The sequence below is a fragment of the Streptomyces sp. MAI_2237 genome (assembly GCF_054189285.1).
Genome location: NZ_JAJPGQ010000009.1, coordinates 1,412,287 through 1,427,211 on the forward strand (window position 1 = coordinate 1,412,287; position 14,925 = coordinate 1,427,211).

General features: G+C 71.6%; 9 protein-coding genes and 2 pseudogenes. 3 read left to right on the forward strand and 8 right to left on the reverse strand.

The features are described 5' to 3' along the window. Positions 1-19 precede the first annotated feature (19 nt). From LN251_RS41880 to LN251_RS41905, 6 genes are all read right to left on the reverse strand, one after another. On the reverse strand, positions 20-3,040 hold the full coding sequence (locus tag LN251_RS41880) for an alpha-mannosidase (RefSeq protein ID WP_458249366.1): 3,021 nt from the start codon (positions 3,038-3,040) through the stop codon (positions 20-22). Between the two features lie 83 nt (positions 3,041-3,123). Next, the gene (locus tag LN251_RS41885) at positions 3,124-5,124 is read right to left on the reverse strand and encodes an endo-beta-N-acetylglucosaminidase (protein ID WP_458249367.1); all 2,001 of its coding nucleotides are present in this window, start codon (positions 5,122-5,124) and stop codon (positions 3,124-3,126) included. Further along, positions 5,121-6,377: a glycoside hydrolase 5 family protein gene (locus LN251_RS41890; RefSeq protein ID WP_458249368.1), complete on the reverse strand. Its 1,257-nt coding sequence runs from the start codon at positions 6,375-6,377 to the stop codon at positions 5,121-5,123. Before LN251_RS41890 ends, LN251_RS41885 begins: the two co-directional genes overlap by 4 nt. A gap of 34 nt (positions 6,378-6,411) precedes the next feature. Then, positions 6,412-7,317, reverse strand: a complete 906-nt coding sequence (locus tag LN251_RS41895; RefSeq protein WP_458249369.1) for a carbohydrate ABC transporter permease — start codon at positions 7,315-7,317, stop codon at positions 6,412-6,414. Continuing rightward, positions 7,314-8,216, reverse strand: a complete 903-nt coding sequence (locus LN251_RS41900) for a carbohydrate ABC transporter permease (RefSeq protein ID WP_458249370.1) — start codon at positions 8,214-8,216, stop codon at positions 7,314-7,316. The genes LN251_RS41895 and LN251_RS41900 overlap by 4 nt, the downstream gene beginning before the upstream one ends. Before the next feature lie 6 nt (positions 8,217-8,222). Next, positions 8,223-9,515 carry an ABC transporter substrate-binding protein gene (locus LN251_RS41905; protein WP_458249371.1) on the reverse strand — a complete coding sequence of 431 codons (1,293 nt, stop codon included), beginning with the start codon at positions 9,513-9,515 and terminating at the stop codon, positions 8,223-8,225. Positions 9,516-9,749: 234 nt separating this feature from the next. On the opposite strand from LN251_RS41905, the gene LN251_RS41910 reads away from it, so the two are divergent. The 3 genes from LN251_RS41910 (at position 9,750) to LN251_RS41920 (ending at position 12,050) form a co-directional block, all read left to right on the forward strand. Then, on the forward strand, positions 9,750-10,760 hold the full coding sequence (locus LN251_RS41910) for a LacI family DNA-binding transcriptional regulator (protein ID WP_458249547.1): 1,011 nt from the start codon (positions 9,750-9,752) through the stop codon (positions 10,758-10,760). A 98-nt stretch (positions 10,761-10,858) separates the two neighbouring features. Continuing rightward, entirely contained in the window at positions 10,859-11,374 is a 516-nt protein-coding gene (locus tag LN251_RS41915) for a MaoC family dehydratase (RefSeq protein WP_458249372.1), read from the forward strand. 67 nt (positions 11,375-11,441) lie between these two features. Further along, on the forward strand, positions 11,442-12,050 hold the full coding sequence (locus LN251_RS41920; RefSeq protein WP_458249373.1) for a DedA family protein: 609 nt from the start codon (positions 11,442-11,444) through the stop codon (positions 12,048-12,050). A gap of 14 nt (positions 12,051-12,064) precedes the next feature. Here LN251_RS41920 and LN251_RS41925 read toward each other — a convergent pair. Both LN251_RS41925 and LN251_RS41930 read right to left on the reverse strand, forming a co-directional pair. Next, a pseudogene (locus tag LN251_RS41925) lies at positions 12,065-12,835 on the reverse strand (alpha-L-fucosidase); the annotation flags it as partial. Positions 12,836-12,854: 19 nt separating this feature from the next. Beyond that, positions 12,855-14,712: pseudogene (locus LN251_RS41930) on the reverse strand (family 20 glycosylhydrolase). Positions 14,713-14,925: the final 213 nt, after the last annotated feature.

Genomic DNA, 14,925 nt, shown 5'->3' on the forward strand with positions numbered 1-14,925 from the left:
CCGTCCGGTCGGTGTCTGCCTACGCCCTCCGCATCCGCAGCGTCACCAGCTCGAAGGGCCGCAGGCGTACGGCGACGCGCGCGCCGTCGCGCTCCACCGCGGCACCGCCCGCCGACGGCCGTTCCAGGAGGTCGGTCACCGTGACGTCGGCGACCTCGAACCCGGCGGTCAGCACGGCCCGGGCGCGTCCGCCGTGGGCCTCGTGGAAGCGCACCACCACGTCCCCGCTGCCGTCGTCGGCCAGCTTGACGGCGGTGAGCACCACCGCCTCCTGATCGACCGTCACCAGCGGCGCGACCTCGCCCGCGCCCTCGATCCGACGCTCCGGGACGTTGATGCGCCAGCCCTCGCGGACCGCGTCCCCGATGCCCGCCCCGACCACCAGCGCGTGCCGGAAGCGGTGCACCCCCTGGTCGGTCTCCGGGTCCGGGAAACGCGGAGCCCGCAGCAGGGACACGCGGACCGTGGTCGTCGTGCCGCGATCGCCGTCGGTGCGCACCGTACGGGTCACGTCGTGGCCGTAGGTCGAGTCGTTGACGACGGCGACCCCCCAGCCGGGCTCCTCCAGATGGACGAAGCGGTGGTTGCAGGCCTCGAACTTCGCCGCCTCCCAGGAGGTGTTGGTGTGGGTGGGGCGGTGGAAGTGACCGAACTGGGTCTCCGACGCGTACCGTTCGGCGTGCACGTCGAGCGGGAAGGCGAGTTTGAGGAACTTCTCCGTCTCGTGCCAGTCCACCTCCGTGTCCAGCACCAGCCGCCGCTCACCGGGCGGCAGCGACAGCACCTGCGTGACCCGCGACGCGCCGAAGGTACGCACGACTCGCACCGAGATGCCGTCCGCGCCGGGGCTGACCTCGTCGGCGTCGGTGAGGTCGGTGACCGTGTTGCGGTAGAACTCGTCGACGTCCCAGGCGTCCCACATGTTCGGGAAGTCGGGGTGGAGCTGCAGGAGGTTGGCGGGGTGGCCGGGGGCGATCGTCTCGCGGTCGGCCGAGCCGTCGTGGGCGGACACGACCAGGCCCTGGGCGTCGATCTCCACCCGCAGCAGGCCGTTGTCGAGGACGTGCCCGCCGCCGGGCCGGGGCGCGAGGCGGGTCGCCCCCTGGATGAGCGCCGTGCCCGCGCCGCCCGCGGGGACGCCGGCGCGGGTGTGCGGGGCGGCGTTGAAGACGAGCGGCGTCGATCCCTCGCCGGCGAGGGCGCGTTGGGCGGCGTCGATGACGGCGTTCAGTTCCGCGGCGACGCGTTCGTACGTCGCCCTCGCCTCCCGGTGCACCCAGGCGATCGACGACCCGGGCAGGATGTCGTGGAACTGGTGCAGCAGCACCGTCTTCCAGATGCGGTCCAGCTCCTCGTACGGGTAGGGGAACCCGGTGCGGACGGCGGCGGTGGCCGCCCACAGTTCGGCCTCGCGCAGCAGGTGTTCGCTGCGGCGGTTGCCCTGCTTGGTCTTCGCCTGGCTGGTGAGCGTGGCGCGGTGGAGCTCCAGGTAGAGCTCGCCGACCCAGACGGGCGGTTCGGGGTACTCGGCCTCGGCCTTCTCGAAGAAGTCCCGCGGCGTCTCCCAGGCGACGGTCGCCGAGCCCTCCAGGTCGCGCGCGCGGGCGGCCTTGGCGACCATCTCACGGGTGGTGCCACCGCCCCCGTCGCCCCAGCCGGTCGGGGCGAGCGAGTGACGGGCGACGCCCTTGTCCTTGAAGTTGCGGGCCGCGTGGGCGAGTTCGGAGCCCTTCATGGAGCAGTTGTAGGTGTCGACCGGCGGGAAGTGGGTGAAGATCCGGGTGCCGTCGATGCCTTCCCAGCGGAAGGTGTGGTGCGGGAACTTGTTCGTCTGCGACCAGGAGATCTTCTGGGTCAGCAGCCACTTCGACCCGGCCGCCTTGATGATCTGCGGCAGTCCGGCCGCGAAGCCGAAGGTGTCGGGCAGCCAGGCCTCCTCGTTCTCGATGCCGAACTCGTCGAGGAAGAACCGCTTGCCGTGCACGAACTGACGAGCCATCGCCTCCGAGCCGGGCATGTTGGTGTCCGACTCCACCCACATGCCGCCGGCCGGCACGAACCGGCCGTCGGCCACGGCCTTCTTCACCCGCGCCCACACCTCGGGCCGGTGCTGCTTCACCCACGCCCACTGCTGGGCCTGGGACATGGCGAAGACGAAGTCGGGCTCGTCGTCGAGGAGCGCGGTCATGTTGGAGGTGGTGCGGGCGACCTTGCGGACCGTCTCGCGCAGCGGCCACAGCCACGCCGAGTCGATGTGCGCGTGGCCGACCGCGCTGATGCGGTGGGCGGAAGGAGCGGCGGGGGTCGCCAGCACCTCGGCCAGCCGCGAACGGGCCGCCACTGCGGTGGCGTTGACGTCCTGCAGGTCGATCGCGTCCAGCGCGCGCTCCACCGCCCGCAGGACGTCCCAGCGCCGGGCCGACTCCACCGGCAGCTCGGCCATGAGCTCGCCCAGCACCTCCAGGTCGATGACCAGCTGCCACACGGTCTCGTCGAAGACGGCGAGGTCCATGCGAGTGAGGGTGTACTGGGGGTCGCTGCCGGCGGTCTCCTTGTCGCCCAATTGGGTCGGCAGGAAGGGGTGGTAGTCGAGGATGACGGGGTTGGAGGCGGCCTCGACGTGCAGGCGCACCTCCTCGCCGCCTTCGACGGGGGCGCCGATCCGCACCCACTGGTTCCGCGGGTTGAGGCCCTTCACGGGGGTGCCGTCGGGCCGGTAGACCAGGCCCTCGCACTGGAAGCCGGGCATGTTCTCGTCGAAGCCGAGGTCGAGGATCGCCTCGACGGTCTTCCCGGCCCACGCCTCGGGCACCGTCCCGGTGACCCGGAACCAGCTGGTCCCCCACGGAGCACCCCAGCGGGCGCCCACCGCGATCGGCTCGGGCTCGGCGGCCAGCCCCTCGGCGACCGGCACCGGCTCACCGGGCGCGTGCCACACCGCGACCTCCAGCGGCAGGGACTCGGGGTACACGGCGGGGCGGAGGCGCTCGTCGAGGACGCGCTTGAGGCGGCCTTCGACCAGGGTGCGGTCGTCATGCATGCGGGTGCTCCGTGAGTGTTCCGACGGCGGATGATCACGAGGTGCGGGTGATCACAGGGTGCGGGTGGTTTCCGGTGAGGGGGTCACCAGGTATGGGTCACGGTGGCGGGGGCCGACGCGGTGTAGAGCTCCCCCACGGCACGCAGCTCCAACCGCGCGGCCTGCTCGCCCTGTTCGGGCCGCAGCCCGGTGAGGAAGTACGCGCGCTGGCAGGTCGCGCCGAGGAAGCGGCGGGTGCCGTCGGCCAGGAGGCGGTGCAGGGTGTAGTGGCGTACGTCGCCGGGCGCGGGGGTCCAGGCGAGGCGCAGGTCGCCGCCGGAGGCCGCCGTGACGCGCAGGCCGGAGGGGGCGGCGGGGGTGACGACGGCGTCGCGGACCGCGAGACCGCCGAGCCGCCATCTGACCGGACCGGCGGTCGCGGTGAGCCGTACGGCGATCGAGTGGAGCGTCCCGGAGAGGCCTGTGAGCGCGACGGTCGCGGTCTGCCAGCCGTTGACCGAGTTCACGGGCAGATACGTGTACGGCGGTGTCGCACCCGGTGCGTCCGGTTCCGCCAGGGCGACCGCGAGCTCGACGTTCACAGCCCCGGCGTCCGTCCGGTGCGTCAGCTCGATCACCGTGTCAGCACCGACGGGCAGCCGTGTCGCGTACAGCTCGACCACCGTCGGAGCGTCCAGTTCGCCGTCGACGAGCACGCTGCTGCCGCCCCGCCACGCGTCCGCGAAGTCGAAGGACACCGCCGGCCGCGCCCCCGCCGTCCGCACCACCCACCGCCGTGACGGCAGCCGGTCCTGGAGCCCGAGGTGGTTCCACGGCGTGTCCGAGGTGACGGCCCCCTCCTCGTACCAGCGCAGCCCGTGCCCGGTGTTGAAGGTGCTCGCGAAGGGCATCCCGCTCGCCGTCGACCGGTCCGCGACCGACACCGCGGGCGCCCGCCAGGGGTCGGTCGTGTCGGGCCGCGAGGGATCGAGCGAACGCCCGGTCCAGAAGCGGTCGTCGGCGGCGTGGAAGTCGCCCGGGGTGCGCGAGGCCGGCAGGTGGTTGCGTGTCCACTCGGGCCGGTAGAAGCCGAGGGAGGTGATGTGCGCCTTGCCGCCGGGCACGATGGCGTCCCAGTTCACGGACGTGTCCGACCCGCTCGACTCGACGTCGACGCCCGCCCACAACTCGTAGCGGCTGCGGCCCAGTTGCCCGGCCTTGTGCCCGGAGGAGGCAAGGCTGCCCGCGCTCCAGCGGAAGTCGACGAACATGTCGTCGGCTGCCTGGAAGAACGCCTGGTTCTGGCTGTTCAGCGCCCCCTGCCAGCTCACCGTGCCGTTCACGGTCATGGCGTCGTACCAGGTCGCCCGCTGCCCGCGGGCCTTGGCCAGCGCCTTGAGCTCCTTGACGAAGCCGAGCATGTCGGCGCCCAGCGCCGTGTTGCCGCCACCCGTCTCGGCGTTCACGAACCAGCCGTCGAAGCCGTACGCGGCGGCCACGGCCACCAGTTGCGCGGCGAGCGGATAGTGTCCGGCGGCGTCCTTCTGCACCAGGTCCCGGGTCCACTGGAGCTGTCCGCCGTAGGCGACGGGCGGCAGGAAGACATTGCCGAGCACGGGGACGCCGTGGCGGTGGGCGGCGTCGACGATCGGCGCGTTCGGGGCGAGGATCAGCCCCTCGCCGGAGGAGCCGCCCCAGAACACCAGCTCGTCGAGGTACGCCCAGTGCGTGAGGGCGTAGTAGTCGTCGGTGGCCGAGCCCTGCGAGGGGTTGGCGGACGTCGGCCCGAAGGACACCAGCGACTGGACGCGGGCCTGGCCCGAGCGGGCGGTCGTGTTCGCCGGGGTCGGGGTGAAGCGGGGGGCGAGCGGAACGGCGGCTGCGTTGAAGGCGAGGTCCGGGTCGCCGGCGGCCGTCCAGGACTTCAGGCTGCGCCAGGTGATGCCGGTGCCCGGTGAGCCGGAGGGCAGGGAGTCGGGGTACCAGTACGAGGCGTACGGCGGGGTCGCCGCGGCGGTGGTCCTCGGGGCCGCGGCGGCGGGCGGCGGGGGCAGCAGGGCGGCCGCGGCGCCGGCGAGCAGGACGGTGCGTCTGGTGGGGTTCACGAGCTGGTGCCTCCTTGTGGGGTGGGGAGTACCTGTTCGGGAGTGACGACTTCGGTGATGCCGCGCGCGGCGAGGTGGTCGCCGTCGTGCGCGCGGGTGTCGAGGACGGTCGTGGGCCGGGCGCCGTCGGCGGTGAGCCGGAAGAAGGCGTCGAAGACCGGGCCGCCGGGGGCGCAGCGGGAGCGCGAGGCGGGTTCGGCGGGGACGACGAGCGCGGTGGTCCGGGGCGCGGGCGCCGGGTGCTCGCGCGATGCCGCCGCGGCCAGCACCCGTGCCGTGTCCTTCGGGCGCCGGTCGTTGGTCAGCAGGCCGAGCCCGTATTCGAGTGCGGGGAAGTCGGCGAGCTGCCGGGACACGTCGTGGGAGCACCACCAGGTGATGCCCCACAGGTCGGGGCAGTCCAGGGCGTTCGCGACGGTCGCCTCGGTGAAGGCGGCGGCGTGCTCGGGCGGGATCAGCGGGGCGGGTGCGCCGACCTCCTGCAGCCAGACCGGGCGGTGCGGGTCGCCGGCCCAGGCCTTGGAGAGTTCGACGAGGTAGGCGGCGTGGTGCTCGGTGGGGACGGCGGTCCGGCCGTGGCGCTGGGCGGTGCCGTTGAAGACCCAGGAGTGCACGGCCGTCAGCGCCCCGTGCCGGGCGGCCTGGTCCGGGGTGAACGGCATGTCGTCCTGGTACCAGGTGGCGTCGTACTCGGCGTGCAGGTGGAGCCTGCCGGGGGCGCCCTTCTCGCAGGCGGCCAGCATGCGCTCCAGCCAGGCGTCGATCTCGGCCTCGGTCGCCCGGTCGGGGTCGGGGTGCGGGCCGGCCGAGAACTGGTTGACCTCGTTGCCGAGGGTCATGCCGAGGAAGTTGGGCCGGTCGGCGAGCGCGGCGGCGAGCGTGCGCAGGTACTCGGCCTGGCCGTCGAGGACGTCCGGGGCGGTGAAGAGGTTGCGCCGATGCCAGGTGCGCGTCCACGCGGGCAGGAAGTCGAAGCTGCTCAAGTGGCCCTGCAATCCGTCCACGTTGACGTCCAGTCCGCGTTCCGCGGCCGCGTCCACGAGCTGCACGAGCTGCTCGACGGCCCGCCCGCGGATCAGCGTCCGGTTGGGCTGGAAGTAGGGCCACAGCGGGAAGACGCGGATGTGGTCCAGGCCCAGTGCGGCGAGGGAGTCGAGGTCGGCGCGCACGGAGTCCGGGTCGAAGTCGAGCCAGTGGTGGAACCACCCTTCGCTGGGGGTGTAGTTGACGCCGAAGCGCACGGCAGGAGGCATGCGGTGTCCTTGCGGGGGCGGGTCGGGGGGTGTTTCAGCCCTTCACGGCGCCCTCGCCCACCCCGCGGAAGAAGTACCGCTGCAGACAGGCGAACAGGGCGATCAGCGGTGCCACGGCGATGACCGTGCCCGCGGCGACGAGCCGTTCGTCGTTGGCGAAGGTGCCGTGCAGATAGTTGAGACCGATGGTCAGGGTGAACTTGGAGGGGTCGCTCAGCACGATCAGCGGCCACAGGAAGTCGTCCCAGGCGCCCATGAAGGCGAAGATGGCGACGACCGCGACGGTTCCCCTGACCGACGGCAGCGCGATGCGCAGGAACCGCTGCCAGACGTCGGCGCCGTCGACGTAGGCGGCCTCCTCGATCTCGTAGGGCAGGTTGAGGAAGGCGTTGCGCATCAGCAGCACGTTCATGGCGCCGATGCAGCCCGGCAGGACGACCCCGACGAGGGTGTTGTTCAGGCCCAGCTCCCGCATGGTGGTGAACTGGGCGATGATGATGCCCTCGACGGGCACGAGCATCGCGAGGATGAAGACGAGGGTGGCGACGCGGCGCCCCCGGTAGCGCAGCCGGGCGAGCGCGTAGCCGGCGAGGGCCGAACCGACGCAGTTGGTCACGACGTTGGCGGCGGCGACCTTCAGCGAGTTCAGGGCGTAGTCCCAGACGGGGATGGTGTCGGCGACGCGTGCGTAGTTGTGCAGGGTCGGGTGGCCGGGCAGGAACTTCGGCGGGGAACTGAAGATGTCCTCCGTCGGCCCCTTCAAGGAGGTCGACAGCTGCCACAGGAACGGGCCGACGGTCAGGGCCAGGACGGCGAGCAGCAGCGTGTAGCGCAGGACCAGTTCCCACACCCGGATGCGGCGTCCGTGCTCGTCGGTGACGCGGGGTTCCCGCGCCACCGGCTCCTCGATGCGAGGACGTGCCTTCTCCAGGACGCTCATGTCCCGTCCCTCCGGTCGGCGCGCAGCACGAGCAGCATCAGGGCGACGGTGACGACGAAGACGACCACGGAGATGGCCGAGGCGTAGCCGACGCGCCCGGTCAGGCCGGTGCCGGTGCGCTGGACCAGCATGACGAGGGTGGTGTCCTCCCCGGCCGGTCCGCCGCTCGGTCCCGCCATCAGGTACACCTCGGAGAAGACCTTGAAGGCGGCGACCGAGGACAGCGCGCCGACCAGGACCATGGTGGAGCGGACGGCGGGCACGGTGACGGCGAGGAAGCGGCGCACCGCGCCCGCGCCGTCGACGGCGGCGGCCTCGTGGAGTTCGCGCGGGACGTTCGCCAGCGCGGCCAGATAGATGATCATGTAGTAGCCGAGGCCCTTCCAGACCGTGACGGCCATGGCGCTCAGCAGGAGCAGCCACTGGTCGCTGAGGAAGCCGACCCGGCCGACCCCGACGGTCTCCAGCAGCGAGTTGATCAGGCCGCGTTCGTCCAGCAGCCACACCCAGATCAGTCCGACGACGACGATCGAGGCGACGACCGGGGTGTAGAAGGCGGACCGGAAGAAGGTGATGCCGGGGATGTTCCTCTGGACCAGCAGTGCGAGCAGCAGCGGCAGGACGACGAGCGCGGGGACGACCCCCAGCACGTAGAGCGTGCTGTTGCGCAGGCCGATCCAGAACATGTCGTCGTGCAGCAGCTCGCGGAAGTTGGCGAACCCCACGAACTTCCCCGGGATCAGGGTGCGGCGGTCGGTGAGCGAGTTGACCAGCGTGGAGACGAACGGGTACAGGATGAACACGCCGGTGACCAGCAGCCCGGGCGCGGCGAACAGCCACGGGCTGAACGGCAGTTGACGCCGTACGCGCTGCGCCCGGGGGGCGGTGGACAGGGCCATCGGATGCTATCCCTGCTGCTGGAGAAGCGTGTTGCACTGCTTGACAGCGTTGTCGAGAGCCGCCTTGGGGCTCTCCTTGCCCTGCAGCGCCTTGGCCACCTCGTTGCGCAGCGCCGTCTTCATCTGCTCGCTGAACAGCACCGGGGTGTAGTTGACCGCGTTCTTCAGGGACTTGGCCGCGGCGATGCGCACGCGCGTCTCGTCGGTGCCGTCCTCCTTGGTGAAGTACGGGTCGTCGAGCGAGCCGGCGGTGCTCGGGAAGATGGCGACCTTCTTCGCGAAGGACATCTGGTGCTCGGCGTCGGTGACGAAGTGCGCGAAGGCGACGGCGGCCGGGGTGTGCTTGGTCTTGGAGTTGACCATCACGCCCATGACGTACATGTTGACGTGGCCGGTGCTGGTGATCTGGTCGGTGATGCCGATGTTCTTGTACAGGTTCGGCGCCTGCTTCTTGAAGTTGCCGAGGTCGAGGGCGCTGCCGGGGTTCATGGCGACGGCCTCGGTGAGGAACTTGCGTCCGGAGGACTCCGGGGTGGCGGTCAGCGCCTGCGGGTCCAGTGCCTTCGCGTCGTACAGCTCCTTGTACTTGGCGAGCATCTGGACGCCCTTGGCGTCGTTGAAGGTGAAGGCGGTGCCCTGCTTGTTCATGAGCTCGACGCCGTAGCGGCCGAAGTCCTCGATCGTCGGGACGTTGGCGAGGGTCGCCACCTTGCCGTCGCTCTTCTTGGCGAGTTCGAGGGCGTCGGCGAAGAGTTCGTCGTATGTCTTCGGCGGGGTCTCGGGGTCGAGTCCGGCCTTCTTGAAGAGGGATTTGTTGTAGAACAGCGGGCCGGTGTTGAGGTACCAGGGGAAGGCGTACGTCCCCGTCATGCCCGGTATCCGATGGCTGGCCCAGGCGCCCGCCAGGTACTCCTTCCTGTACTTCGCCGCCGCCTTGTCGAGGTCGAGGGCGAGTCCGGCCTTGGCGAGCGGGGCGACGAGGTCGGGCGAGACGTTGACGACGTCGGGCAGGGTGCCGCCCGCCGCGTCCGCGCTGATCTTGTCGGCGTAGCCCTCGGCGGGCTGGTCGACCCACTTCACATGGGTGTCCGGGTACTTCTTCTCGAAGTCGGCGATGACGCCCTCGAAGTAGTCCTTGAAATTGGCGCGCAGGTTCCAGGTCTGGAAGGTGATGTCGCCCTCGACCTTGCCTGAGGCGTCGGTGGAGCCGCCGCCGTCGCCGCCGGAGCCGCACGCGCTCAGCGGCAGGGCGAGACAGAGGGCAGCGGCAGCGGTGAGGGTTCTGCGGGAGATGGGCACGGCTGAACGGCCTCCTTGTGCAGCGGATCTGGTGCAGCGGGGTTGGCCAACGACCGAGACCCTGCACGCCGTCGCACCGGCCCGTCAATGGCATCGGCGGAGCTAATCTCTTTAGTCGCTAAAGCGCATTAGGTTCTTGCAGCTGAAGCGCATTAGTGCATAGTCTCCCGGAATCCGTCGGACGAATGGGGAATCACCGTGTCAGGCAAGCGGTCACCCGCGCCCCGGCCCACGATGAAGGACATCGCGCGGCACGCCGGGGTCTCCCAGAGCGCGGTGTCCTTCGCGCTCAACGGCCGGCCGGGGGTGTCCGAGGGGACCCGCGAGCGGGTGCGCCGGGTCGCCGAGCAGCTGGGCTGGCGGCCGAGCACGGCGGCGCGCCAGCTGTCCGGGGAGGGCGCGGCGACGGTCGGCTTCGTGCTCGCCCGGCCCGCGGACACGCTCGGCGTGGACTCGTTCTTCCTCCAGCTGGTCTCGGGCATCCAGGAGGTGCTGGCCGAACGCCATCTCGGCCTGCTCTTCCAGGTGGTGGAGGACGTGACCGACGAGTGCGCGGTCTACCGGCGCTGGTGGGCCGAGCACCGGGTCGACGGGGTCCTCGTCGTCGACCCGCGCACCGACGACCCGCGCCCCGGCCTCCTCGACGAACTCGGCCTGCCCGCTGTCGTGATCGGCGGCGCGCCGGACGAACGCCATCCCGGCATCTCGACCGTGTGGGCGGACGACGCGGGCGCGATGGCCTCGGTCGTGGACGAGCTGTACGCGCTCGGCCACCGCCGGATCGTGCACATCGCCGGTCTGCCGGGCCTGGCCCACACCGAGCGCCGGGTGCGCACCCTGCGCGCGGAGGCCGGACGGCGGGGCCTGACCGAGGTGGAGTCGGTGACCACGGACTACTCGGACGCGGAGGGCGCGGCCGTCACCCGCCGGGTCCTGGAGCGCCCCGCTCCCCCGACGGCCCTGATCTACGACAACGACGTGATGGCCGTGGCCGGTGTCGCCACCGCCGCCGAACTGGGCTTCTCCGTCCCGGCCGACGTCTCGGTGGTGGCCTGGGAGGACTCGGCGCTGTGCCGCATGGTCAAGCCGTGGCTGTCGGCCCTGTCCCGGGACAGCGTGGAGTTCGGCCGCACCGCGGCCCGGGAGCTGACCGCGCTGGTGGACGGGGGCCCGGCCCGGACCGTGCGCGTACCGGTACCGCGGGTGATCGTGCGCGACAGCACGGGGGCGGCGCGGGGCGGCTGACGCGACCGCGCGGGATGTGCCGTAGGCGATCTCTCCCGCCCGCGGCAACGGTCGGACGTCTCGGTCGGCTTCGCGTGCGGGCCACTATCGTGACGTTCATGGAAGCCGCCACCACCACGCTCGGCGACGCCGACTTCGCCGCCCCGGTCGGGGACCGCTGGTTCGAGGACTACGTCCCGGGCGAGGTCTACGCGTACGGCAGCATCACCGTCACCGAGGAGGAGATCCTCCGCTTCGCCGGCGAGTTCGACCCGCAGAGCATCCACACCGACCCGCGGACCGCGGCCGAGGGCCCTTTCGGCGGTCTGATCGCCAGCGGCTGGCACACCTGCGGGATCATGATGCGGCTGTACGCCCACCACTACGTGAGCGCCGTGGCGAGTCTGGCCTCCCCCGGCATCGACGAACTGCGCTGGGTGCGCCCGGTCCGCCCCGGTGACACGCTGTCCCTGCGGACGACCGTGAAGGAGGCACGTCTGTCGCGCTCGAAGCCGGACCGCGGGATCGTACGCACGGCGATCGAGGTCTTCGACCAGCACGGCGACACCGTTCTGACCATGACCGCGATCAACATCCTGCGGTGCCGGCCGGCCGTGGACGCCTCCCGGCGCTAGCGCGGGGTACTCGTCGGTGCGCCACCGGTGAACGGCACCGGGCGGCGGCCGGGAAGGGAGTCGGCGGATGGGCACGCTCCTCCACTGGCTCGACGATCTGTCCGCGCCCGTGGTGTACGCGGTGGTCTCGGCCATGGTCTTCGCCGAGGACGCGCTGTTCTTCGGGTTCGTGCTGCCCGGCGAGACGGCGGTGATCGTCGGTGGCGTGCTGGCCCGGCAGGGCGTCGTCGACCTGGTGTGGCTGTCGGTCGCCGTCGTCGTCGCCGCGATCGTCGGAGACGGCGTGGGCTACGAGATCGGCCGCCGTGCGGGACCGCGGCTGCTGGGCAGCCGTGCGCTGCGCCGGAAGGCGGAGCGGGTGGAGAAGTCCCGCGACCTGCTGCGCCGGCACGGACCCGCGGCGGTGTTCATCGGCCGCTTCATCGCCCTGTTCCGCTCCTTCGTCCCGGCGATGGCCGGCGCCTCGGACATGCCGTACCGCCGCTTCCTGCTCTACAACGCGCTCGGCGGGGTGATCTGGGGCGTCGGCAACGCCGTACTGGGCTACGCCGCCGGGGCCGCCTACCAGCGCGCGGAGACCCTGGTCGGGCGATCCGTCGCGCTGGTGGCGGCCGTGCTGGCGCTCGTCGCCCTCATCGTCTGGCGGGTGCGCAAGCACCGCCGGAACCACGCATGACGGCACGCCCGCCGTCAGACCCGCGAACGATAGAGCGCGAACCGCGCGAGGTGGACGGCCGCCCGCGCCGCCGTGACCCGCAGCCGCCAGCCGCGGGCCCGTACCGGCGCCGCGAGCAGCAGGATGCGGCTCGCGCCGACGGTGCCCGCCGAGGCGACCTCGGCCCAGACGCCGTCGACAAGGGCCTCCACCACGAACGCCTCGACCTGCTGACCGTGCCGGATGTCCTCGGCGAGCCGGATCCGGTCCACCTCGCGCGCCGTGCCGAGGTCCACGGTCCGCACCCCGGCGGAGTCGGTGACCCGCGCGCCCCGCGCGAGGTCCGCGGGCAGTTCCGCGTCGACGCGCTCACGGAACTCGCGCAGCCGCACCACGTCGGTGTCGTGGAGCCGTCCGTCGGTGTCCGGCGGGACGTTGAGCAGCAGCACCGCGTTGCGCCCCACCGAACCGAAGTAGATGCCGGTCAACTCCTCCACCGACTTGGGGACTTGCTCCGGGTGGTAGAACCAGCCGTCCCGGATGGACACATCGCACTCGGCGGGCCACCACTGCAGGTAGTCGGTTGTCGGCTGGGCGGCGACCAGCGCGCCGCGGCTGCCCTCGTCGGGGGTGTCGTACGACAGCGCCCAGTCCGTGCGGCCGTACTGGTTCTCCTTGACCGGGACGACGCTCCACTCGTCCTCGCGCGCGGTGCCGCCCTCGTCGCCGACCCAGCGCACGTCCGGGCCGGTCACGGCGATGGCCGCCGCCGGGGCGAGGGAGCGGACCAGCGCGTACCAGCTGCCATGGTGTGCGCTCCTCGGGTCAGTCGGCGGTCAGGTGCCACACGGCGGGGGTGCGCCGGTCCGGCGGGTACTGGACCGTCCGGCCGTCGCCGGTGACGCTCAGCGCCATCTGTGTGATCGCGTTGACGAGCCGGAAGCCGCCGGCGACGGGTTCCAGCTGCCAGCGCTGCAGGGTGTCCGTCGCGTCGCAGGCGGCCCGGTCGGTTTCGACGCCGGGCTGGAGCGGCACGTTGAGCGTCAGCCTGCCACCGCTGATCTCCAGGCAGCCCTCCGCGGTCCTGAGCGAGGCGTAGCCGTCCGGTGCGGGTCAGGTCGGCGGTGAAGGACGCCCCGTCGGTGGTGAAGGTGTACGACCCCTCCCGCACCGGCAGCCGGGTCAGGTCCCGCCGTCCCGGCGCGTGCCCGACGGCCGTGCCGCGCGCGGTGAACTCGGCGTAGCCGGCGTCGGGGTGGGGGTCGCCCCAGGTGGCCTGGGCGATGTGGCGCAGGGCGGGCCACAGCTCGAAGGCGACCTCGTTCTCGGTCTCGCCGCGGCCGTTGTCCGGCCAGAGGCTGATCTTCGCGCCGGTGACGCCCTTGCCGGAGGCGAGTCTCTCGCCCTCGAAGCTGCGCGGGTCCCAGCTCTGGTCGTACAGCGACCGGGTGTCGGAGTGGAAGCCGCCCCGGACCAGGTAGAGCGAGTAGGCCGCGTTCATCAACGGGTAGCCCTCGGCGATGAGCCGGCTGGGCTTCACGGCCACGTTCAGCCAGTGCTCCACGGTCGTACCGGCCGCCACCGGCACGGTGTTGGCGCCGGTGAGCCCGTCGTTCCAGATGCGCAGCTTCCGGCCCTTGCTCGCGGCGTAGGCCTGGACGCGGTTGACGAAGTCGACGTACGCGTCCTGCGGGGTGGCGCTCGGACCGTACTTCTCCCGGGCGTACGCGAGCATCTGCGGATACTCGGAGTAGTCGGAGCCGAGCATGTACTCGTCGGCTCCCATGTGCCAGGACTTCGCGGTGAAGACCTGCGCGTACTCGTCCATCAGGCTCGTGTAGTAGTCGAACGCCTTCTGCTGGGTGACGTCGAGGCGGGCCGGCTGCTTGGTGCCGTCCGCGTCGGTCAGCTGCAGGTCGGGGCGGTTCTCGATCCACGGGTCCATGTGCCCCGGGGAGTTGATCTCGGGGATGATCTCGACGTGGTACCGGTCGCCGAGGGCGACGAGCCGGCGGATCTCGTCCTTGGTGTAGTAGCCCCAGGTGTCGGCCTCGGGGTGGGTGTCGCTCTTCACCTTCAGCTCGAGAAGCAGCTGGTTGAGCTTGTGGTACGCCATCTCGCGGACCAGGTTCTCCAGCCAGGGCAGCGTGATGTGGACGTAGCAGGCACAGACGCCGACCCCGCGTTCCCGGTAGCGGGGCACGTCGACCGTGCGACCGGCGGGGATGCGGTCGCCCTGGGCGAGGAGCTGCAGAAGGGTGCGGGTGCCGTGGAAGGCGCCCGTCTCGGTGGCGCCGGTCACCGACAGCCGCCGTCCGGCGTGGAGTTCGTAGCCCTCGGCCCCGAGCGCCGTCCGGGACGCCCGGACGTCGATGACGACGTCGCCGGTGCGGGCCCCGCCGGAAACGACCGGGACCGTGCCGTGCCCGGCGGTCCGCAGGTCGTCGGCGAGGATGCCGGCGACGCGGCGCTCCGCCGGGGTGTCCGCGACCAGCCGGGTGCCCCGGCCGTAGAGGTAACTGCCCGCCTCGGCCGACCAGTCGCCCAGTGCCGGCACGGTGACCGACGCTCGCTGCTCCCGTCGCTGTTCCTCCTGCGCGGCCGCCGGCGTCGGCGCCACCAGGAGGGTCAGTGCCGCCGCCGTACCGAGCAGGCGCAGCGCTCTCTTCCGGAACTCACCCATGCCACTCCCCCTCGGACGAAGGCCCCCATTCATCGGAGGTCTGATCATTGGGCGACCCCGGAAGGCTGTCAATGGGGCGCCAGGCGACCCGCGTTGGGCCAGTGATCGGATGACCTGCGGGTCCTGGAGGAGCGGCCCGACGGTACCGCTCGAAAAGTCCAAGAAGACCCGCCCGAATGTCCAAGAGCCGATGGTCTCGACGAAGGGCCGGAC

Excerpts from the sequence above, each read along its gene's own strand:
- LN251_RS41880 (WP_458249366.1), bottom strand. The coding sequence starts at position 3,040 with ATGCATGACGACCGCACCCTGGTCGAAGGCCGCCTCAAGCGCGTCCTC.
- LN251_RS41890 (WP_458249368.1), bottom strand. The coding sequence starts at position 6,377 with ATGCCTCCTGCCGTGCGCTTCGGCGTCAACTACACCCCCAGCGAAGGG.
- LN251_RS41895 (WP_458249369.1), bottom strand. The coding sequence starts at position 7,317 with ATGAGCGTCCTGGAGAAGGCACGTCCTCGCATCGAGGAGCCGGTGGCG.
- LN251_RS41900 (WP_458249370.1), bottom strand. The coding sequence starts at position 8,216 with ATGGCCCTGTCCACCGCCCCCCGGGCGCAGCGCGTACGGCGTCAACTG.
- LN251_RS41910 (WP_458249547.1), top strand. The coding sequence starts at position 9,750 with ATGAAGGACATCGCGCGGCACGCCGGGGTCTCCCAGAGCGCGGTGTCC.
- LN251_RS41915 (WP_458249372.1), top strand. The coding sequence starts at position 10,859 with ATGGAAGCCGCCACCACCACGCTCGGCGACGCCGACTTCGCCGCCCCG.
- LN251_RS41920 (WP_458249373.1), top strand. The coding sequence starts at position 11,442 with ATGGGCACGCTCCTCCACTGGCTCGACGATCTGTCCGCGCCCGTGGTG.